17 protein-coding genes and 1 pseudogene are annotated in these 19,237 nt (G+C 37.6%); 4 read left to right on the top strand and 14 right to left on the bottom strand.

The window, feature by feature from the left end; translation table 11 throughout:
• Nucleotides 1-226: 226 nt before the first annotated feature.
• The 7 genes and pseudogenes from fdh3B to selA form a co-directional block, all read right to left on the bottom strand.
• Entirely contained in the window at nucleotides 227-787 is a 561-nt protein-coding gene (gene fdh3B / locus CVT17_RS01870) for a formate dehydrogenase FDH3 subunit beta (protein ID WP_021090689.1), read from the bottom strand.
• Nucleotides 788-798: 11 nt separating this feature from the next.
• A complete protein-coding gene (locus CVT17_RS01865; protein WP_230853322.1) occupies nucleotides 799-3,453 on the bottom strand; it encodes a formate dehydrogenase subunit alpha in 2,655 nt (884 codons plus the stop codon).
• A gap of 60 nt (nucleotides 3,454-3,513) precedes the next feature.
• Nucleotides 3,514-3,708: pseudogene (locus CVT17_RS09505) on the bottom strand (hypothetical protein); the annotation flags it as partial.
• Between the two features lie 77 nt (nucleotides 3,709-3,785).
• On the bottom strand, nucleotides 3,786-3,992 hold the full coding sequence (locus tag CVT17_RS01855; protein ID WP_009294906.1) for a twin-arginine translocation signal domain-containing protein: 207 nt from the start codon (nucleotides 3,990-3,992) through the stop codon (nucleotides 3,786-3,788).
• Between the two features lie 302 nt (nucleotides 3,993-4,294).
• Nucleotides 4,295-5,035 carry a thioredoxin domain-containing protein gene (locus CVT17_RS01850; protein WP_103624582.1) on the bottom strand — a complete coding sequence of 247 codons (741 nt, stop codon included), beginning with the start codon at nucleotides 5,033-5,035 and terminating at the stop codon, nucleotides 4,295-4,297.
• 53 nt (nucleotides 5,036-5,088) lie between these two features.
• Nucleotides 5,089-6,909 (bottom strand): selenocysteine-specific translation elongation factor, encoded by a 1,821-nt coding sequence (gene selB / locus CVT17_RS01845; protein ID WP_107769752.1) that lies wholly within the window; start codon nucleotides 6,907-6,909, stop codon nucleotides 5,089-5,091.
• The gene (selA, locus tag CVT17_RS01840; protein WP_107858476.1) at nucleotides 6,906-8,231 is read right to left on the bottom strand and encodes an L-seryl-tRNA(Sec) selenium transferase; all 1,326 of its coding nucleotides are present in this window, start codon (nucleotides 8,229-8,231) and stop codon (nucleotides 6,906-6,908) included. Before selA ends, selB begins: the two co-directional genes overlap by 4 nt.
• Nucleotides 8,232-8,385: 154 nt before the next feature.
• On the opposite strand from selA, the gene CVT17_RS01835 reads away from it, so the two are divergent.
• The 3 genes from CVT17_RS01835 (at nucleotide 8,386) to CVT17_RS01825 (ending at nucleotide 11,188) form a co-directional block, all read left to right on the top strand.
• The gene (locus tag CVT17_RS01835; protein WP_107858475.1) at nucleotides 8,386-10,059 is read left to right on the top strand and encodes a 4Fe-4S binding protein; all 1,674 of its coding nucleotides are present in this window, start codon (nucleotides 8,386-8,388) and stop codon (nucleotides 10,057-10,059) included.
• Nucleotides 10,052-10,765, top strand: coding sequence for a TorD/DmsD family molecular chaperone (locus CVT17_RS01830; protein ID WP_107858474.1), 714 nt, complete (start codon nucleotides 10,052-10,054; stop codon nucleotides 10,763-10,765). The genes CVT17_RS01835 and CVT17_RS01830 overlap by 8 nt, the downstream gene beginning before the upstream one ends.
• Before the next feature lie 99 nt (nucleotides 10,766-10,864).
• Complete coding sequence (locus tag CVT17_RS01825; protein WP_346765812.1) at nucleotides 10,865-11,188, top strand: DUF6803 family protein; 324 nt, start codon at nucleotides 10,865-10,867, stop codon at nucleotides 11,186-11,188.
• Nucleotides 11,189-11,229: 41 nt separating this feature from the next.
• Here the strand turns inward: CVT17_RS01825 and CVT17_RS01820 are convergent, their stop codons facing one another.
• From CVT17_RS01820 to gltX, 6 genes are all read right to left on the bottom strand, one after another.
• Nucleotides 11,230-11,910 (bottom strand): MqnA/MqnD/SBP family protein, encoded by a 681-nt coding sequence (locus CVT17_RS01820; RefSeq protein ID WP_107858473.1) that lies wholly within the window; start codon nucleotides 11,908-11,910, stop codon nucleotides 11,230-11,232.
• Nucleotides 11,907-12,179, bottom strand: coding sequence for a barstar family protein (locus CVT17_RS01815; RefSeq protein WP_107858472.1), 273 nt, complete (start codon nucleotides 12,177-12,179; stop codon nucleotides 11,907-11,909). Before CVT17_RS01815 ends, CVT17_RS01820 begins: the two co-directional genes overlap by 4 nt.
• A complete protein-coding gene (locus CVT17_RS01810; RefSeq protein ID WP_107858471.1) occupies nucleotides 12,176-12,682 on the bottom strand; it encodes a ribonuclease domain-containing protein in 507 nt (168 codons plus the stop codon). Before CVT17_RS01810 ends, CVT17_RS01815 begins: the two co-directional genes overlap by 4 nt.
• Nucleotides 12,683-12,691: 9 nt before the next feature.
• Nucleotides 12,692-13,318, bottom strand: coding sequence for a uracil phosphoribosyltransferase (gene upp, locus CVT17_RS01805; RefSeq protein ID WP_107858470.1), 627 nt, complete (start codon nucleotides 13,316-13,318; stop codon nucleotides 12,692-12,694).
• Nucleotides 13,319-13,401: 83 nt separating this feature from the next.
• On the bottom strand, nucleotides 13,402-14,655 hold the full coding sequence (locus CVT17_RS01800; protein ID WP_107858469.1) for a malic enzyme-like NAD(P)-binding protein: 1,254 nt from the start codon (nucleotides 14,653-14,655) through the stop codon (nucleotides 13,402-13,404).
• Nucleotides 14,652-16,031 (bottom strand): glutamate--tRNA ligase, encoded by a 1,380-nt coding sequence (gene gltX, locus CVT17_RS01795; RefSeq protein ID WP_021090970.1) that lies wholly within the window; start codon nucleotides 16,029-16,031, stop codon nucleotides 14,652-14,654. The genes CVT17_RS01800 and gltX overlap by 4 nt, the downstream gene beginning before the upstream one ends.
• Nucleotides 16,032-16,101: 70 nt before the next feature.
• On the opposite strand from gltX, the gene CVT17_RS01790 reads away from it, so the two are divergent.
• Complete coding sequence (locus tag CVT17_RS01790; protein WP_107858468.1) at nucleotides 16,102-16,932, top strand: peptidylprolyl isomerase; 831 nt, start codon at nucleotides 16,102-16,104, stop codon at nucleotides 16,930-16,932.
• A gap of 95 nt (nucleotides 16,933-17,027) precedes the next feature.
• On the opposite strand, the gene CVT17_RS01785 is transcribed toward CVT17_RS01790, so the two are convergent.
• Nucleotides 17,028-19,124 carry a TonB-dependent receptor gene (locus CVT17_RS01785; RefSeq protein ID WP_107858467.1) on the bottom strand — a complete coding sequence of 699 codons (2,097 nt, stop codon included), beginning with the start codon at nucleotides 19,122-19,124 and terminating at the stop codon, nucleotides 17,028-17,030.
• Between the last annotated feature and the right edge of the window lie 113 nt (nucleotides 19,125-19,237).

Here is a 19,237-nt window from a genome sequence, read left to right as displayed (position 1 = left end):
CAAGGCTTTACTTTGATTAAAATAAAAACGATTATCATAAAATAGAGCAAATTGAGATAATAAAGAGAAATTTGTCTTCAAATAGCCAATTTTAAATGGTTTTAGAAATTTTCTAATGTAAATTTAAAATTTATCTTTTGAGTAAAAAATAGTAGCTTTATAAAAAATGAAAAGGTTTTAAGTTTAAAATTTTGAATTTAAAGGAGAGCAAATGCTCTCCTTCTTGTTAGGCATTTAGCCCGGTGTTTCTTAGCATAACGCGTTTGCGATATACATTTGATACTTCAGCCGCATCTCCAACTAAAAGTGCATTTGTAGCACAAACAGCCGCACACATAGGCACTTTTCCTTCGGCCATTCTATTTTGGCCGTAAAGCTCTCTCTCCTCGTGTGAGTTTGTTGGCTCTGGACCGCCTGCACACATTGTACATTTATCCATAACGCCCTTTACACCAAATGCTCCATCTTTAGGGAACTGTGGTGCACCAAACGGACAAGCATATAAGCAGTAACCACAGCCTATGCATATATTTTTATCATGAAGCACGATGCCATCAGCTCTAATGTAGAAACAATCGACCGGGCAAACTTGCTCGCAAGGTGCATCAGTACAGTGTTGGCATGCAATAGTAGTTGAAACCTCTTTACCTTCAATGCCATCGTGAAGCGTAATGACCTTTCTTCTATAAATTCCTACTGGAAGTTCATGAGCAGAAGAGCAAGCAACTTGGCAACCATAACAACTAATACATCTATCAGTATCTACGAAAAATTTCATTCTTGCCATTTTATTCCTCCTTACTCTTTACCCATGGCGTCTCTCTCGCCATATTCATGGAAAAACGATGTTTTAAATGTATTTTCCTCAGCTTTTTCTATACGGCAAAGACCTGCGTTAAACTCTGAAATTTGAGTAACTGGGTCAAATCCGTAGTTAGTAACTGTGTTAAAGCTCTCACCGATAACATAAGGCTTAGTGCCCTCTGGATAGCGAGCTGAAAGATCAACACCTTGCATAATACCAGCGAAGTTGTATGGCATACAAATTCTATCTGGAGTTACCATCTGGCTGTGATAGCATCTTACTTTGATCTTTGTGCCTTGTGGGCTGTGAATCCACATCATATCGCGGTCTTTTATGCCGTATTTTAAAGCTAGCTCTGGATTAACATTAGCAAACATCTCTGGCGTGATAGCTGATAGATATTTACTAGTTCTTTCGATCATTCCTGCACCACTTAAGTTTACGACGCGTTGCGTGCTAAACACGATAGGGAACTCTTTTGACCAATCTTTTGCTTGTTGCTCTGACTTAAACTTAGTAGAAACACGGAAATTTCTAGCTTGATCTTCAAATGTCGGATACTTTTGAACAAGATCCCAGCGTGGTGAGTGAACAGGCTCTCTATGTTTTGGAATAGGATCAAGGAATTCCCAAACGATAGCTCTTGCCCTTGCATTACCATAAGGTACAACACCTTTTTCACGGCATTTTTCAAAGATAATACCACTATAATCCATACTCCAGCTTGGTCCCATCTTAGCTTTCTCTTCTTCAGTTAGAGTTATGCCTAAGACTTTTTCTATATTCTCTTTTGTGATTTGTGGATAGCCACCTTTTATAGCTGAGCCAACAAGTGTTGTCTCTTCACTAGCTAGCTGACTAACGCCATTATGCTCTAGACCAAAGCGATTTCTAAAGCCTGAACCGCCCTCAACATAAGGCTTGCTCATATCATATAGTATTGGTGTTCCAGGGTGTTTTTCATCCCATGCTGGCCATGGTTTACCGTAGTATTCGCCTTTGACTTCACCGCCAATACCTATTAGCGTATCTGGATCAAATTTATCCCAGTTTGCTTGATGGCGTCTAAACATCTCGGCTGTTCTACCACCATAACCTATAGAATTTCCAATTCTTGCTATCTCATTTGTCGCATCATCAGGCCATACAAAGTCATCTTTTACTTGTTTTATTTCACGATCTACGATACCCATTTTCATGCCTTTTACGTATTCATCGTAAAAGCCAAATTTCTTAGCAAACAAGAACATCACTTCGTGATCGCCCTTGCTCTCATAAAGTGGATCAACAACTTTTGTTCTCCATTGTCCTGAGCGGTTTGTAGCACTTAGGTGACCTTCATTTTCGAATGCAGTTGCTACTGGCAAGATATAAACGCCATCTTTTCTGTCTGAAAGGATAGAAATTTCATTTACAAATGGCTCTGCTACAACGATCATATCTAGTTTTGAAGCTGCTTCTTGGATTTTAGCCAAGTGCGCCATAGATGTCAGACCAGTTCCTTGAACCCAAAGAACTCTTAATGCACCACTACTAAATGTATTCTCCTCTTTCAAGACGCCTTGCCACCATTTTGAAAGTGACCAGCCTTTTTCGTTTCTCCAGTTTCTATCTTCTGGATGTTTAGGATCGTGGTAATAATACTCTTCAAAGACTGTGTTTTTAACAGGAGTACCGCCTTGCTTTGGCTCTTTTGTTGAGACTGCAAAGCGTTTAATAAATTCATCATAATCAACGCCCCAGCCTTTGCAGTAATATTTCCATGCTGCATCAGTTAAGCCATAATACATTGGCAAGCTATCTGAAAGGTTGCACATATCAGTTGAGCCTTGAACGTTGTCGTGACCACGAATGATATTACAGCCACCACCTGCTTTACCCATATTTCCTAGAATTAGTTGAAGGATAGGTAAAATTCTTGTATTTGATGTACCAACTGAGTGTTGAGTAATGCCAAGTGCCCAAACAACAGTACCCGGTTTTGTATGAGCTAGGATATCTGCAGCTTTTAGTAGTTTATCAACTGGTACTCCAGTAACATCAGATGTAACCTCTGGTGTCCAGTGCTCAGCCTCTTTTCTTATCTCATCAATACCGTAAGTTCTATTTTCTATAAATTCTTTATCTTCCCAGCCATTTTTAAGAATGATATGAATAAGACCATAAACAAGTGCAATATCAGTTCCTGATCTTTGTCTTAAATAAAGATCAGCATGTGCAGCTGTCTTTGTAAAATTTGGATCAGCTACAATTACTTTTGCATTGTTTCTATCTTTTGCTTGTAAAGTGTGCTTCATGCCACCAACTGGGTTTGCCACAGCTGGATTTGCTCCAATGATAAATATACATTTTGAGTTCGCAGCCATATCTCCAAAGTGGTTTGTCATCGCGCCATAACCCCAAGTATTCGCCACACCGGCGACTGTTGCGCTATGTCAAATTCTTGCTACGTGATCGTTACTGTTTGTACCCCAAAATGCACAAAATTTTCTAAAGTAATATGCTTGCTCGTTATTAAATTTAGCCGATCCTAAGAAAACAACACTATCAGGGCCATCTTCTTTGCGGATCTGAAGCATCTTATCGCCGATCTCATTTACAGCTTGATCCCATGAAATTCTTTGCCATTTACCATCAACTTTTTTCATAGGATATTTGATACGTTGTTTGCTGTGTGTAAGGTCGATCTGATCGATACCTTTTGAGCAGTGTGAGCCCTGAGATATCGGATGGTGCATCGCCATATCTTGACGAACCCAAACACCATCTTTTACCTCAGCCTCGATACCACAGCCTGCTGAGCAAATAGAACAAATCGTTCTAACCTTTTTTGAGCCAGGGAAAGGATTTTTTATCTCCTCATCACTTGCTTTTCTTATCGTTTCATTTTCTCCAAAAGCCATTGTGCTTCCAGCACCAAGTGCGGCTAGCTTTAAAAATGAACGTCTTCCTATACGTGCATCACTCATGGTTTTCTCCCTTAGTAAGCGATTTTATAGTAGGTTTCCCAGTTCTTGCTTTTTTTATAAAGCACCTCTTTTTTGTTTGACTTGCCAACGACGACACCATTGTCATCAGGAGCTAAGTCGTCACTAGTCACTTTTGCTACGGCTGAGACTGCTAGTACACCGCCGGCAGCACCGACTTTTAGAGATTTTTTTAGAAAATCCCTTCTTGATCCTTGCATTTTTTCTCCTTAGCTCTCAAACTTAAAAATTTGAGAATTTGGTTTGATTGGTCTTCACAATTTGCAACTTTAGAAATTCTAAAATATTGCAAGGCCTATTTCAGGGCTTTTTATAGCCTAGATTTAAACTCTGCAAATTTAGCATAATTGCAAGATAATCAAAGTAAATATAAAGCTTTAATTAAATATGTTAAGTTATTGTTAAAAATATAAGAAAATATATTTAATATTTTAACTTTTATGAATTTTGAGAGAAAGGCTAATTTAAAGTATAAATTCTAGGGAGAGCTCCCTAGAAAATGTTATTTTAGATCACTTTTATTTATTATAAATGGCACTGATCTAACGCCAGCTGAGAAATATTTTTTACGTAAAGTATCGATCTTGTCGCTCTCTTCTTTGCTAACATTTTTTTCATCCACGTTATAATCTTCAGAGAAATACTTTCTTAAAATTTTAACCTTATCGCTATCACTTTTTGCATTTTTTATATCTTTATAGATCAAAGCACTTTTTTGCAAAGATGATAGTTCATGCACTGGAGTTAGGATGATTTCAACATTATTGTCTTTTAATGTCGTTTCGATCTTTGCTAGCTCGGCCCTACAATATGGGCATTCAGGATCTGAAAACATGATAAGAGTTGGCTTTTTGCTATCATTGCCAAGAGTTATAACATTTGCCTTGTCTTCATTTTTATAAATTTTAGCTAGTGATTTTACTAAATCAAGTGCTGCTTTTTCTGCGATTACCTTTTTTTCTTCAGCCAAATAAGACTTTTGCTCCTTTAAATTTACAACATCAGGAAACATAAGATCGCCCTTAACAAAAGTCACATCTTCTTGAGACATATCTCCTTTGCTAAATTTTAAGCTTACTTTTTCTATATCATCTAAAATTTTAGTGCGTTCTACGACTTTTACATTAACATCATCGATATTTTGATTTTTAAAAACTTCTGAGTAAAAATCTTCTATTTGCTTATCGCTTGCTGCCATTAGGCTAGTTGCCGCTATTATTGAGGCCAAAACCACTTTTTTCATTTTTTTCCTTTTTAAAAATTTGGCGGATTATATTTGCTTTTTGTAAATGAATACTAACCACGAAAGACTCTATCATTTCCTTGCTTCATTATGTCACTCTCAAGGTCAAGTTGCTCAAGATAAGCGATTACATATTTTCTACTTAAATTTAGTGCATCCTTGGCATTTGTGACATTTACAAAGCCTTGATTTTTGATGATCTCTCTTAGCTTATCAAGTACCATTTTTAGCGAATTTCTAGTGATAAAAAGATTATGCTCCAGCCTTACAACTCTGCCCATTGCAGTTAGTTTTTTAAGTGCATTATCACCACTTAGCCTATCTATTTCCAGCTCATCATATATATTATAAGGTGCCGTTGGGGCTAGCTTTCCACTTTCTAAAATTTCATAAATTTTCTCTTCAAGCCTTACTTTTAGTTTGCTTATATCAACGCCTTTTTTTGTATAGACGCCATCATTTTTAGAGATTAAGTTTATACTTTCAAGCTCATCAAGTGCTTTTTGAGCCAAATTTTGACTAGCCCAAGCAAGTTTTAAGCTTATACTTTGAGCTGAGAAAACGGCAAATTCGTTCTTTTCTATCATAAATTTAATGGCTGATTTTATCCGCTCAACCGCGCTTAGATCGTAGATGTTTAAAGCCTTTTCATCGACAAAGACGTTTGAGACTTTTTTGGCTACATTTACGGCCTCTTCGTGATTTAGACCAAATCTTTGATAAGAAGAGATGATGCCAAAGCCATTTTTGTGGGCTTCTTTAAGTATAGAAAAGGCTCCAACAAAATCATGCTTTAAAAGTGCAGCCAAAAAGAGAATTTTGCCAGCTTTTTTTAGTGGCTCAAGCACAGGATTTAGCACTCTGCCGCCACCTATCACGCGTGCATCTGAGATAAGCACAAATGCCTCGTCAAATTTCAAAAACATATCGCTTTGAAATTTAAAGGTAACAAAGTAGCTATCATCTTTTTGGCTAAGGATTAGCACCTTTGCAGGCACATTTTTAGCTCCTACGCAAAAGGTTACGCTTTGCGAGTGAATGAGATTTTTAGCAGTTACGACCGCATCAACCTCTCTAAATCCCCTAAAAAAGCCTTTTTTACTAAGCAACTGCCCTTTTTTTAGCTCGCTAAGCTCAATGCCAGTTAGATTTAGCGCCACACGGCTGCTAACTCCTGCGCTATCTACGAATTTATCGTGGCTTTGCACACTTCTTACTAGCACCTCTTTGCCGGCGTCATAGTTAAAAAGCTTCTCATTTTTACTAACGCTTCCCTCTATAACGGTGCCAGTTACGACATTTCCGATACCTTTTAGGCTAAAAACCCTATCGATGTAGTATCTAAAAACGCCGTCTTCATCGCGCTTTTTAGCTCTTAATGTAAAGAGGTAGTTTCTAAGCTCATTGATGCTTGCCTTATCCTTTATACTAACGGCAAAAATTTCTAAAATTTGCAGGTTTTTAAATTTAGAAATTTCATCTCTTATCTCTTTTTTTCTTAAATTTATAGTCGCTTCATCTACGAGGTCACACTTAGTAAGTGCCACGATCAAAGACTTCACACCAAGGAGATTTAAAATTTCAAGGTGCTCCAAGCTTTGAGGCATAAGGCCGTCATTTGCCGCCACCACAAATAAACACGCGTCAAAGCCATACGCGCCACTTATCATCGTTTTTATGAGATTTTCATGTCCTGGCACGTCGATAAATGCGATATTTTCATCATTTTTGCTTAAATTTGAAAAGCTTAGATCGATCGTTATGCCACGCTTTTTCTCCTCTTCAAGATTGTCCCCCTCAAAGCCGTTTAGCTCCTTTATAAGCGCGGTTTTTCCGTGGTCTATATGCCCTGCTGTTCCTATTATTAAACTCATTTTTCTTCCGTTTCATTTATTATTTTTATTAGTTCATTTACATCTTCATCTAAAAGCGTTCTTAAATCAAGCAAAAATTTATCATTTTCTATGCGGCCGATCACCTTTTTTTGCCTAAATTTTTGCTCATTTAAAACTGCATCTCCACTAACTGCCAAAGCCACGCTTGGAATTTTTTTATTTGGCATCGCACCGCCTCCTACAAAGGTTTGTGTACGAACTATCTCAAGCGGGGTTTTTAGATTTTTATTTATAAAATTTGCTAAGCTTTCAAGCTCTTTTACGCTTTTGTGAAGTAGTTTTTGTGTTGTGATTAGCTCAAATTCTTTGTTTAAATAAGCTTTCATGCTCTCAGCCAAAAGCGAGATGATCACTTTATCTACGCGAAGCATTCTTAAAAGCTGGTTTTTTCTAAGCTTTGCAATGAGCTCTTTTTTGCCAACAATGATTCCGCACTGCACCGCACCAAGCAGCTTATCACCGCTAAAGCTAACTAGCGAAACATCTTTTAAATTTTTTAGATCTGGCTCATTTTTGTCTAAGTTGAAGGGCAAATTTCCGTAAAATCCACTGCCAAGATCAAAATAATCTATCAAATTTTGCTCACATGCCAATTTACTTAGTTCATTTGCTGTAACCTCTTCACTAAAGCCCACGATGTCAAAATTTGAGCGATGAACCTTTACAAGCATCGCCGTATTTTCATTAATTACCTCTTCGTAGTCTTTTAGCTTAGTTTTGTTTGTCGTGCCAACCTCTTTCAAAAAGCAGCCCGCATTTACCATCACCTCAGGCACTCTAAAACTACCGCCGATCTCGACTAGTTCGCCTCTGCTAACGACGACTTCTCTGCCTTTTGCAAAGGTATTTAGCACCAAAAATACAGCACTTGCGTTATTATTTACAACGATAGCGTCTTCAAAACCAAATGCTCTTGCGATCATCTCACCGATATAGTCGTATCTATTGCCACGACTGCCTGTTTTTAGGTCGTATTCAAGGTTTGAGTATCCTGTGATAACAGGCGTCGCTCGGTTTAAAATTTCCTTATCGATGACACTTCTAGCAAGGTTTGTGTGAATGGTTACACCAGTTAAATTTAGCACTCTTTGAAGGCTTGATTCATTAAATTTATGATATTCGTTTAGGATTAAATCTATTATTTCTTGCAACCCAAAATTTGCATTTTCATTTAAAATTTTAGCTCTAACTTCATTTAAAATTTGCCTCGCAAGCAATGTGACTAAATTTATATCAAATCCTGAAAATGCTTCGTTTTTTATGATCTTATCAACTTGTGGGATATCTCTTAAATCGCTCAATTTGTGCTCCTAGTAAGTTAGTTTTACCAAGCCGTGATTTTAACATAAAAAATATTATAAATTAAACCTTAGAGCAAAAAGGAACATATAAAATTCAGAGTCTATTAATCCCATTAATATTAAAATAAGCCTGTTTTTGATAATAGGAGAAATTATGAAAGAATTTGGCTTTTATAACGATTTTGACGATACTTTGATGTTAAATGAACAGATAGAAATAAATAACGAAAAGGAAGAATATTTAGTTTCTAACTCACCAAAGCTTAAAGCAAACATTACCGCACCTGAGATAAATTTTTATCTAAAAAATACAACCGCAAGCGTCTTAGAAAAAGCTAAAAATACACTTTTGCTTTATGAAGCAAGAGCAACTGCATTTGACATGGCAAAGGATGTTGATTACGAAAAAGAAGTCGGAAAAAACGTCGTAATAGTAAGCAACTCAGGCCGTGAGGAGCTAGCAAATTTATTAAAAGAAAATGGCTATAAAGTCATTGAATTAACGCATTTTGAAGTGAAATTTATTTATGGCGCAGCTGGCGAGCTTAGTGTTTTGATACTTAGAGCAAATGACGAATTTGAGGTCGATTGTGACTTTTTCTTGGTTGAAAATGCAAGGGATTATATGCTAAAACAAAGCGGCTGTTACGAAATAGCTGGGCTAGAAGATGAAGCTGTGCTTAAAATTTTAAATGAAAAAACTCCAAAATTTAAGTACAAAAGCCTAACTCAATACGACTCTTCGATTTGCCAATATCACGAACGACGAAATGAAATTTGTGGACGCTGTGTTGATGTTTGTCCAACTGTAGCCATTTTAAAAGAAGACGAGACAAAGCATCTTGTTTTTTCACAAATCGATTGTGTAAATTGTGGTAACTGCATTAGCGTCTGCCCTAGCGGATCTCTTGACTCTACACTTATGCCACAAAACTCATTTGCTACTATTGCCAAACTTTACAAAGGTAAAATTCCACTAATAATCTCTAATGAAACAAATTTAGACGAGCTAAATATAAGTCTACCTGAAAATGTCCTACCTTTTTTCATATTAGCACCACATATGTTAAATCAAGCTCATCTACTTACATTGCTTCAAGAAAGTGGTGCGAGTGTGATTTTATTTAGCAAAACTCTTGGCAAAGGCGAAAAAGACGCCATTAGCATCTTAAATCAAATTTATGAGCTTAAATTTAAAGAGACGGCGATCTATCACGCTAAAGATAAAAATGAGCTTGAAGATGCGCTCAAAAAAGCAAAATTTATAGCTGACTCACAGCACACGATAAACGAATATGCCTTGCCAAAAAGAGAAATTTTTGCAAAAAGACTTGAGTTTTTAGTAGGTAGCGAAGATCTTGGCGTTGTAAAAAGCGGTGAGATGATAAGATACGGCGATGTTAAGATAAATACTGATAGCTGTACACTTTGTCTAAGTTGCGTTGGTGCTTGTAACGTAAGTGCGCTAGTGGCTGATAAAAAGACAAATTCGATTTTATTTAATCCAAGCGTCTGTACAGCTTGCGGATACTGCGAACTAAGCTGTGCTGAAAAAGATACCATAAGCCTTGAAGTTGGGAAAATTTCTCTTAAGCCTGAGTTTTTTACCTATAATGAGCTAGCACGAGATGAGCTTTTTGCCTGTGTTGAGTGCGGAAAAGAGTTTGCGACTAAAAAAGCGGTCGAAAAGATCGCAACTATAATGCAACCAAGATTTGGCAACGATAGGGTTAAGATAAAAGCACTTTACTGCTGTGCTGACTGTAAGGCCAAACTAATGGTTCAAGCCCAAATAAACGCAATGAAAGAGGATTTATTAAATGGATAAAAACATTATAAAAGCAAGATCATATTTTTACGAATTTCTAGCATATCCTATGTTTTTTTACACAAATGATGAGAAATTTTCAAGGTGGAAAGAGCAGCTAAAATACTTAAGCGCAAATCCTTTAAGCAAGGATAGTGATGCTGCATTTAAAAATTTAGATAAATTTAGCTTTGAAGAATTTTCAAAAGAACAAAATGACGTTCTTTTTGGCTTTACAAATATCCCCTTAAGTGCTTCATTTTATGAAGAGGGCAGAGATAACGGAGCAGCTAGGCTTAGGGTTATTGAATGTTTAAAACTAAGCCCATATAGACGTGATAGCGAGCTTTGCAAAGATAGCGAGGACTACGTTGGATTTATATTTTTAGCGATGGCTACATTTTTAAAAGATGAGTTTAATGATGCAAAAAATATTAGCAACAAGCTATTTTCTGAAACTTTAAATTTATTTGTAGATGAGTTTGGCTCGCTACTTTTAGCTCACAAAGAGGCAAATTTCTTTCGTTCGTATGCGATCATCTTAAAAGACTTCATCGAGCTTGAAAGAGCGGTCTTAAACGTAGAAGCACCAGCTAAACCAAAAGGCGATAGTGTCGCTATGGCAGCACTTAAAAAAGAGCCATTTCAAAGCAAGATGCCAACTATTAAAACCAAGCTTCACTGGGAGGAATTCTCCCCAGTCATCTCACACGAGTTTAAAGACTAGCTTAAATTTACTCTTAGCCTGGCTAGGAGTAAATTTATATCTTCTTAAATTTTGTAGTTATTTTTGGCGTTTTTAGCTATTTTGGTCATCTATGTGTAAATTTTTTATCTTATCGGCGTCATCCCGCTTCTTGGCATCGCACTTTTAGAGCTAAATTTGATCTATAAAAGCGCAAACGAAAGAGCAAAACTAAAGCTTCACTTTTGCCTGCTCATCTTCTTTTTGATTGTCGGACACGTCGCTATGATATTTAGCATGATTGATCCTACCACAACAGGCTACAAGGCTAATGAGGGCGCGATGAATATGCAGATGAATATACCAATGAACATGCCAGCAGATATGCCGATGCATGATCACCAAAAGATAATGATGCAAAATATGAGCTATGATAACTCAACTAATATGCATATGCGCCACTAAATTTTATAGCTTCTTGGCAACTGCTAAGAAGCTATAAAAATTTAATTCTTTTTTGCTGCTTTTAATAATCTATTTTCTTTAAAAAATTTTCGAAGTGATTTTTGCTCTTTTGGACCTATTTTGTAGCTTATAAATTTAAGATACCACTTGATATCTTGCTCGCTTATGTCGCGGCTTTTGGCATACTGGGCTAAGATATAGTTTGGGATCTTTACATTTTTTTGTAGAAATTTTGCGACCAGTTTTTTGTAAAACGAGCCATTTTTTACGTAAGAAAATCTACCAAAAACAAATGGCAAATTTGTCTTTTCGTACCAAATTTTACCAAGGTCGTAAAAGCACTCTTTACCCTCTCTTAAGTATGCCTTTAGCGCCCTGTCGCCTATGATCACCTCGCCATTTAGCTTAAGCACCTTGGCTAGGGCGTTTGAGCTGGCTGAGGCAGGATCTGGCTTTGAGGCTGAGTTCTTGCGCACAAGCACGCTTTTTACATCTTTTTTGGCGACTATTCCAAAATTTAGCTTCTTTAAATTTGCCTTTTTGCTAGCTATGCTTGAGATCACCGCAGCATCGATTTTTCTGGCATTTAGCGCCCTATTTAACTTGCTTGGCACACCCTTTTTAAACTCGATCGCCTTTTTTATCTGAGAACTTAGTGGAGCTGATTTTAAAAATACGTGAAATGGGAGTAAATTTAGATAATCAATCTTTCCAAATATCATTTTTCATCTTTTACAAGCTCAAATTTAACTAGCTCATTTTCGTTGCAAACATCGCAAAATAGCCGAATCAAGCTCACGTTTGTGGCACTATCCAAAGCACTTTCATTTTTTAGCTTTATAAGCGTTGGCTCATTTATCTCGCAAAGACAGTCAAAGAGCGCGTCTAAATTTTTGCCGTAGTACTCTGGTAAGTCAAATTTATTAGCAAAATACTCATGCATCTTCTCTTTTTCGAGCATCTTTTTAGCATCCAAGATCACGATTTTCATTGCATCCTCTTTTCATAAAGCAGATAAAAATGCTCGTAGTGATCGGGCGTGTAGTAGATAAGGCCGTCGTTTGAGTATAAAATTCTCTCAGCGCCGCGCCTGCCGCCATTATAATTCACATCGCACTCAAACCACTTTCTACCATCAGCTTCTGGCAGCCTCTTTTCTCTGTTTGAAAATCTATCTCCGCCGATACTTTTGCCACCGCTTATCTGCCATAAATTTCCGCTTTTTGCGTCCCAGCCAAGTTCAAGTGCCTCTTTTTTGGTTATGAAATTTTTTGGCAGTTTGTTAAATTTATAGATATAAAGAGCAACCTCATCTTTTGAGGTGTATGAGCCATTTTCTGCAAGACTTTGGCTCCTTTGTCCCTCTTTGTTTAGCTGCTCAAGTAAAATTTGAGCGTTTTTGTTTGCTTCGCCGCCCTCTTTTGAAAAAAAGAAGGTGCCAACGATGATAGCAATGACAAAGGCAACTAAGGCTGGCAAAAGTCTTTTATTCAAATTTTGCCCTTAAAGCGTGTTAAAAACTCTATCGCCAGCATCACCAAGACCTGGTACGATGTAGTTTTTCTCATTTAGCTTTTCATCAATCGATGCTGTATAGACCTCAACGTCTGGGTAAATTTCACTAAATCTCTTTAGCCCCTCAGGAGCAGAGATGATAGAGATAAATTTGATCTCCTTAACGCCCTTTTCACGCAAGAATTTGACCGCATCTATCGCCGTGCCACCAGTTGCAAACATAGGATCGATGATAATCGCCATGCGCTCTTTTGCGTCTTTTGGAAGCTTTGCGTAGAAAAACTCAGCCTGTGCTGTCTCTTCGTTTCGCTGAAAACCCAAAAAGCCCACACTTGAATCTGGAATGATGGTAAAAACGCTATCAAGCATACCAAGAGCAGCCCTTAAGATGGGGCATATCATCACTTTTGTAGTAAGCCTCTTTGCATCTGCCACCGCAACTGGAGTTTGGACTTTGACATCTTTTACTTTTAAATTTCTAGTCGCCTCAAAGATCATAAGATAGCTGATCTCATCAACTAGCATGCGAAACTGAAAAGGTTGGGTGTTTTTATCACGTAGAATAGTTAATTTATGCTCGATCAGTGGGTGCGAGATGAGTTTAACGTTTTGCATTTTTTATCCTTAAATTTACTGTTTTTACAGGGTTTATCTTTACAAAATGCCAAAAGAGTTTAGCCCAAAATTTGGGCTAAATTTTAAAATCCTTTTGCAAGTTTGGCTCTATAAGCCTCAACATCAAAATCTTTTACTCTAGCTACGCCATCTTCAACTGCAGCTTTTGCAACTGCTGGAGCGACCGCTGTTAGTACGCGCTTGTCAAATGGTTTTGGGATGATGTACTCTTTGCCAAATTTTAGCTCGCTAACGCCACTTGCTTTTAAAACTTCAGCTGGCACTGGCTCTTTTGCAAGCTGTGCAAGCGCTTTAGCTGCTGCCATTTTCATATTTTCAGTGATCTTTTTAGCTCTAACATCAAGCGCACCTCTAAAGATAAAAGGAAAGCCCAAAACGTTATTTACTTGGTTAGGATAGTCGCTTCTGCCTGTGCCCATCATAACGTCACTTCTTACAGCCTCAACATCCTCTGGATAAATTTCAGGCACTGGGTTTGCCAAAGCAAAGATGATAGGCTCTTTATTCATTGAAGCAACCATCTCTTTTGTAAGTACGCCAGGCTTAGAAAGGCCTAAAAACATATCAGCGCCCCTCATCGCATCAGCCAAAGTTCTATCCTCAGTTTCAAGCGCGAACTCTACCTTTTCAGGTGTAAGATCTGTTCTTTTTGAGTGGATGACGCCTTTACTATCTATCATCACGATGTGTTTTGCACCAAGCGCTTTATACATCTTCGCGCAAGCGATACCAGCTGCACCTGCGCCACTAACTACGATCTTTATCTTTGAGATATCTTTGCCAGAAATTTCCATCGCATTTATCATGCCAGCACTTGTTATCATCGCCGTGCCGTGCTGATCGTCATGCATGACTGGGATATCGACTGCTTCTTGAAGCTTTCTCTCGATCTCAAAGCACTTTGGAGCACGGATATCTTCTAAATTTATACCACCAAATGTCGGAGCAAGGGCCTTGCAAATCTCAACGATCTTATCTGGATCATGCTCGTCTAGCTCGATGTCAAAGGCATCTACGTTTGCAAATTTTTTAAATAAAACTGACTTTCCTTCCATAACTGGCTTGCCAGCGATCGCACCGATGTCGCCAAGCCCAAGAACAGCTGTGCCATCGGTAATAACAGCTACCAGATTTGCTTTATTTGTATATTTATAAGCTAGTTCATTATCAGCTTCTATCTCTTTGCAAGGTTCTGCAACGCCTGGTGTATAGGCCATTGAAAGGTCTCTTGACGTCTCGCAAGGCGTCTTTACCTTTATCTCGATCTTACCGCCTATATGGTAGTTTAATGCTTCTTCTTTAGTTACATGTGTCATTTTTCTTCCTTTAATAAATTTTGTATTCTATTTTTCGTCTCGCTACTGCCCACTACTTCAAGCACTTCAAAGATGCTTGGGCTCACGCTTGAGCCAGTTAGCGCTATTCTTAGAGCCTGAGCTAGGTCTTTTAGCTTTAAGCCATTTTGCTCTAAAAATTTATTAGTTAGCTCCTCATAGCCCTTCGCGTCAAGGTCGCGGTCTAAAATTTGAGCAAATTTAGCCAAAATTTCTTTGCTATTTTCATTTATAAATTTGGCCCATGCTTTCTCATCGTAGCTTTTTGGAGCGTTGATGATCGCATTTGCGCTATTTGCCATTTCTATTAGTGTCTTTGATCTCTCACGGAGCGAATTTAGCAGTAGCTCGCCCTTTACCAAAGCCTTAAAATCTACGCCAAACTCAAGCATATCGTGCGCTAGCCTCTCGTAAGGTAAAGTCTTAATGTAGTGAGAATTTAGCCAGTCAAGCTTTTGAGCGTTGTAGGTGCTTGAGCTTTTGTTGATATCGTTTGGATTGAAGTATTTAAGCATATCCTCGATAGTAAAAATCTCATCATCGCCGTGGCTCCAGCCAAGACGAACGAGAAAATTTAAGAGCGCTTCAGGCAAGTAACCCATCTTTTTATACTCCATAACGTCAGTTGCGCCGTGCCTCTTGCTAAGCTTTTTGCCGTCCTCGCCGTTTATCATCGCTACGTGATAAAATTTTGGTACCTTAAAGCCAAGTGCTTCGTAAAGAACAATCTGTTTTGGGGTATTTGAGAGGTGATCATCGCCACGGATGACGTCTGTTACGCCCATTAATGCGTCATCTATCACAACTGTGAAGTTATAGGTCGGTGTGCCGTCGCTTCTAGCGATGATGAAGTCATCTAAGATATCTTCAACCTTAAATTTAACCTCGCCCTTTATGCCATCATGTATGACGATTTCGCCACTTAATGGGGCTTTTATACGGATGACTGGCTCGATGCCGGCTGGAGGCGTGCCAGTAAAATCTCTATATCTGTTGTCATATTTTGGACGCTCTTTTCTTGCCTCTTGGCTAGCTCTAAGCTCTTCAAGCTCATCCTTACTCATATAGCATTTATATGCCTTGCCTTCTTCAAGTAATTTTTTAACATACTCTTTGTAAAGATCAAATCTCTTTGACTGATATGTTACTTCGCCGTCGTGATCTAGCTTGCACCAAGCAAACGCTTCTTTTATGGCTTGCGTGGCCTCTTCTGAGTTTCGTTTTAAATCAGTATCTTCGATGCGAAGTAAAAATTTTCCATTATTAGCTCTTGCGTATAAATAATTATAAAGGGCTGTCCTAAGTCCGCCTATATGTAGGTATCCAGTAGGCGAAGGAGCAAATCTAGTAACTATCATTTTGTGCCTTATTTTTATGTTATAATTGCCCAAAATTATATTTACTAAATACTTAAATAAAGGTTTTATTATGAAAAAATTGCTCTTTTTGGCTACTGGCATGCTAAGTGCTTTAAATTTATATTCGGCTCAGATGATAAACGGTATCGCAGCTATTGTAGAGAACGAACCAATCACGCTTTATGAAGTTTATAGCTTAAAAGAGCAGCTAAGAGCTAGCGAACAAGATGCTTTAAATTTACTCATAAGAGATAGACTCGAAGATGCTCAGATAAAAAATTTAAACATTAGCGTAACACCATTTGAGCTAAACGACAGGATCGAATCAATCGCAAAGCAAAATGGTATGACAAATTCGCAGTTTAGAAGCTCTATCCAAGCTCAAGGCATGGACTTTTTGGAGTTTAAAAACAACATAGAAAAAAAGATGCTTCAAGAAAAGCTTTATAAAAGCATTTTGGCTGAAGCTGGCAAAAATGTAAATGAGCAAAAAGCAAAGATGTATTTTGATGCTAATCCTGATAAATTTAAGGTCTTTAGCACCGCTAGAGTCGTAGTTTATAGAGCAAAAGATCCTGAGCTACTTGAGGCTCAAAAGACAAGTCCGAAGCTGCTAGACGGCGTGCAAACACAAGAGGTTAGTTTGGACTATCAAAGCATAGATCCAAGGCTTGCTGCGATCATCTCAAGCACAAATAACGGTGACTACACACAGCCTTTGCAAGGGCCTGACAGCTTTGATATGTTTTTAGTAAAAGAGAAGATCGGCTCATACACTCCAAGCTTTGCAGACGTTAAGGATAATGTTATAAATGAGCTTTATCAAGGTGAGCAAGAAAAACTTATGGCTGATTATTTTGATAAACTCCGCGCAAAAGCAAAGATTCAAATTTTAAGATAAACTCAGTTTTAGCCATCTTTTTGTGGCTAAAATTCCTACTTCATTTCACACAGTAAAAGATTACACCGCCAAAGAGAAGGCGGTGTAAATTTTAGTTAAAAAGTGTAGTGCATATTTAGCATAAACGATCTCTCATCACCCGGTCTTGAATCAGAACGCCAGTATTTTTTATTTAAGATATTATTTATCGCTAGTGTTATTTGAGCGTGTTCGTTAAAGTTATATCCAGCACTTGCATCAAATCTAGCAAAACCAAGGAGATGTTCGTCTATGACTCTGCCATTACTTATGCGGTAGCTATATCGTTTAGAGTATCCTGTTACTCCACTTTCGACATACCATTTATCGTTTTTAGCATATCTTAAAAAAACATTGCCCTGCCAGTTGGTTGTATTGTTTAGACTAAGTCTTTCGTTTAATGGATTTGATTTATCACTTGCGATAATGGCCCTCATATATCCAAGAGAGCTTCTTAGATATAAATTTTCATAAATTTTACCCAAGATATTTAGCTCTATACCACGACTTCGCTCTTTACCACGTTGCGCCCAAGTATATGGATCATTTATAGGATCTGGTCTATATCTTATATTGTTATGCTCGATCTGAAATATCGCTAAGTTTGAGCTAAATCTATTATCAGCCCATGTGCTTTTTAAGCCGATTTCATATTGCTCATTATTCTGCGGTTTTAGATCAAGCATCGTTGTATCGCCTATACTTATACCTATATTCCCGCGACCACCATAAGGTGCAAAGCTCTTTGAGTATGAGGCGTATGCGGTATGTTCTGGAAAAAAGTCCCACAGTAAGCCTACTCTTGGACTAAAAGAGTGCCCTTTGTAGCTATTTGTCATATCTGCAATATTTCTTGTTTTAAACTTATAAAAGTCAAGCCTTCCACCAATCAGTAGCCTATATTTGTCGTCTAAGCTTATTAGATCCTCGAGAAATACTCCATTATTTATGGCTTTATGCTTATTATCAGTATTAAGTGGTATGTAGCCAACACTACCCCAACTTGATCTTGATGCATATGGATTTATAGTTACATTTTTTGCACTATCAAACCAAAGCCTTGGATGGCGAGTTTCTACGCTGTTGTCATATCCAAAAGTAAGATTATGCTTAAATCTTGTAAATTCAAGCTCCTTTGTAAGTGTTATAGCATTTGAGAGTGTGTCATTATCAGTTTGTTGTTTAGCATAGTTTTGCTTTAGTCTATTTCCAGGCATTATGGTGCCACTAAAATAATGGTCAAAATTTTGACTAGCTTTTCTATAACCAAAAACCCATTTTAAATTCATATCCTTTATTAACTCTGCATTTAGCTCGGTACGAAAGAAATGAAGCTTGTCTTCAACAAAGTCTCCATCATGAGAAAATCCCTTTGTATAGTCGATACCAAGCTTGTCATAGACACTTTTTGTTGGCATTCTATCAGGTACACGCCAAGCATTATCATATGTGTATTGCGCCTCAAAGCTTACCGTTCCGCCATCATTTGTCACAATAATGCTTGGACTTACCATAAAATTTTTATATTTTACGCCCTCTCTCCATGATTTTCCACGCTCCATATCAGTCGTTAATCTTGCAGCTAATTGATTATTTACTACGTGATTTATATCGATACCACCACCATATCTACTCCAGCTGCCAACTCTTCCTGAGAGCTTATAAACAGGCATAAAATTTGCCTTCTTACTAACTAGATTTACAACCGCACCGCCATCGCTTCTTCCATATAAGATCGAAGCTGGTCCTTTTAAAATTTCAACTCTCTCAACATTTGCTGTACTGCGTCTTATCTGGCCAGAATCTCTAACACCATCTCTATATATATCGCCACCATCAACACTAAAGCCTCTTATCTTGATGCTCTCGCCTCTCATATCATAGCCTGCATCAATACCAGCATTTCCTTCTAGGATACTTGAGAGATCATTTGTGCCGTAGCTTCTGTTCTTTTGTATATCTATATTTTCGATAGTTTGTGGCGTCTCTTTGTTACTGAGTCCATTTCTATTGATATCCGCACTATCATACGCGATATAACCTTTTAGGGTATTTTGCTCCGAGATACCTTCCACCTCGATAGTTGGTAAAACAACTGAATAATCACTGTTATTTGTATCTAAAGCCCACAGCGAGCTAAAGATCAGTGATGAAGCAAGTATGCTAAATTTCATAGAATTCCTTTAGATAAAATTAAAATCGATATTCTATATCAAAATAGCTTAAAATATTTACTTTATATTGATACTTATTAAACTTTGCTAATTTATTGTTAAAATTTAGTTCG

The organism is Campylobacter concisus (assembly GCF_003048775.2).
Classification (GTDB): Bacteria; Campylobacterota; Campylobacteria; order Campylobacterales; family Campylobacteraceae; genus Campylobacter_A; species Campylobacter_A concisus_I.
The sequence above is the reverse complement of the archived record's forward strand: the minus strand, read 5'-3'. Positions and strand labels throughout refer to the sequence as shown.

What these genes read in the sequence shown, in the direction of transcription:
- fdh3B (WP_021090689.1), bottom strand. Translation starts at nt 787, where the DNA reads ATGGCAAGAATGAAATTTTTCGTAGATACTGATAGATGTATTAGTTGT.
- CVT17_RS01855 (WP_009294906.1), bottom strand. Translation starts at nt 3,992, where the DNA reads ATGCAAGGATCAAGAAGGGATTTTCTAAAAAAATCTCTAAAAGTCGGT.
- CVT17_RS01850 (WP_103624582.1), bottom strand. Translation starts at nt 5,035, where the DNA reads ATGAAAAAAGTGGTTTTGGCCTCAATAATAGCGGCAACTAGCCTAATG.
- selB (WP_107769752.1), bottom strand. Translation starts at nt 6,909, where the DNA reads ATGAGTTTAATAATAGGAACAGCAGGGCATATAGACCACGGAAAAACC.
- CVT17_RS01835 (WP_107858475.1), top strand. Translation starts at nt 8,386, where the DNA reads ATGAAAGAATTTGGCTTTTATAACGATTTTGACGATACTTTGATGTTA.
- CVT17_RS01830 (WP_107858474.1), top strand. Translation starts at nt 10,052, where the DNA reads ATGGATAAAAACATTATAAAAGCAAGATCATATTTTTACGAATTTCTA.
- CVT17_RS01820 (WP_107858473.1), bottom strand. Translation starts at nt 11,910, where the DNA reads ATGATATTTGGAAAGATTGATTATCTAAATTTACTCCCATTTCACGTA.
- CVT17_RS01815 (WP_107858472.1), bottom strand. Translation starts at nt 12,179, where the DNA reads ATGAAAATCGTGATCTTGGATGCTAAAAAGATGCTCGAAAAAGAGAAG.
- upp (WP_107858470.1), bottom strand. Translation starts at nt 13,318, where the DNA reads ATGCAAAACGTTAAACTCATCTCGCACCCACTGATCGAGCATAAATTA.
- CVT17_RS01800 (WP_107858469.1), bottom strand. Translation starts at nt 14,655, where the DNA reads ATGACACATGTAACTAAAGAAGAAGCATTAAACTACCATATAGGCGGT.
- gltX (WP_021090970.1), bottom strand. Translation starts at nt 16,031, where the DNA reads ATGATAGTTACTAGATTTGCTCCTTCGCCTACTGGATACCTACATATA.
- CVT17_RS01790 (WP_107858468.1), top strand. Translation starts at nt 16,102, where the DNA reads ATGAAAAAATTGCTCTTTTTGGCTACTGGCATGCTAAGTGCTTTAAAT.
- CVT17_RS01785 (WP_107858467.1), bottom strand. Translation starts at nt 19,124, where the DNA reads ATGAAATTTAGCATACTTGCTTCATCACTGATCTTTAGCTCGCTGTGG.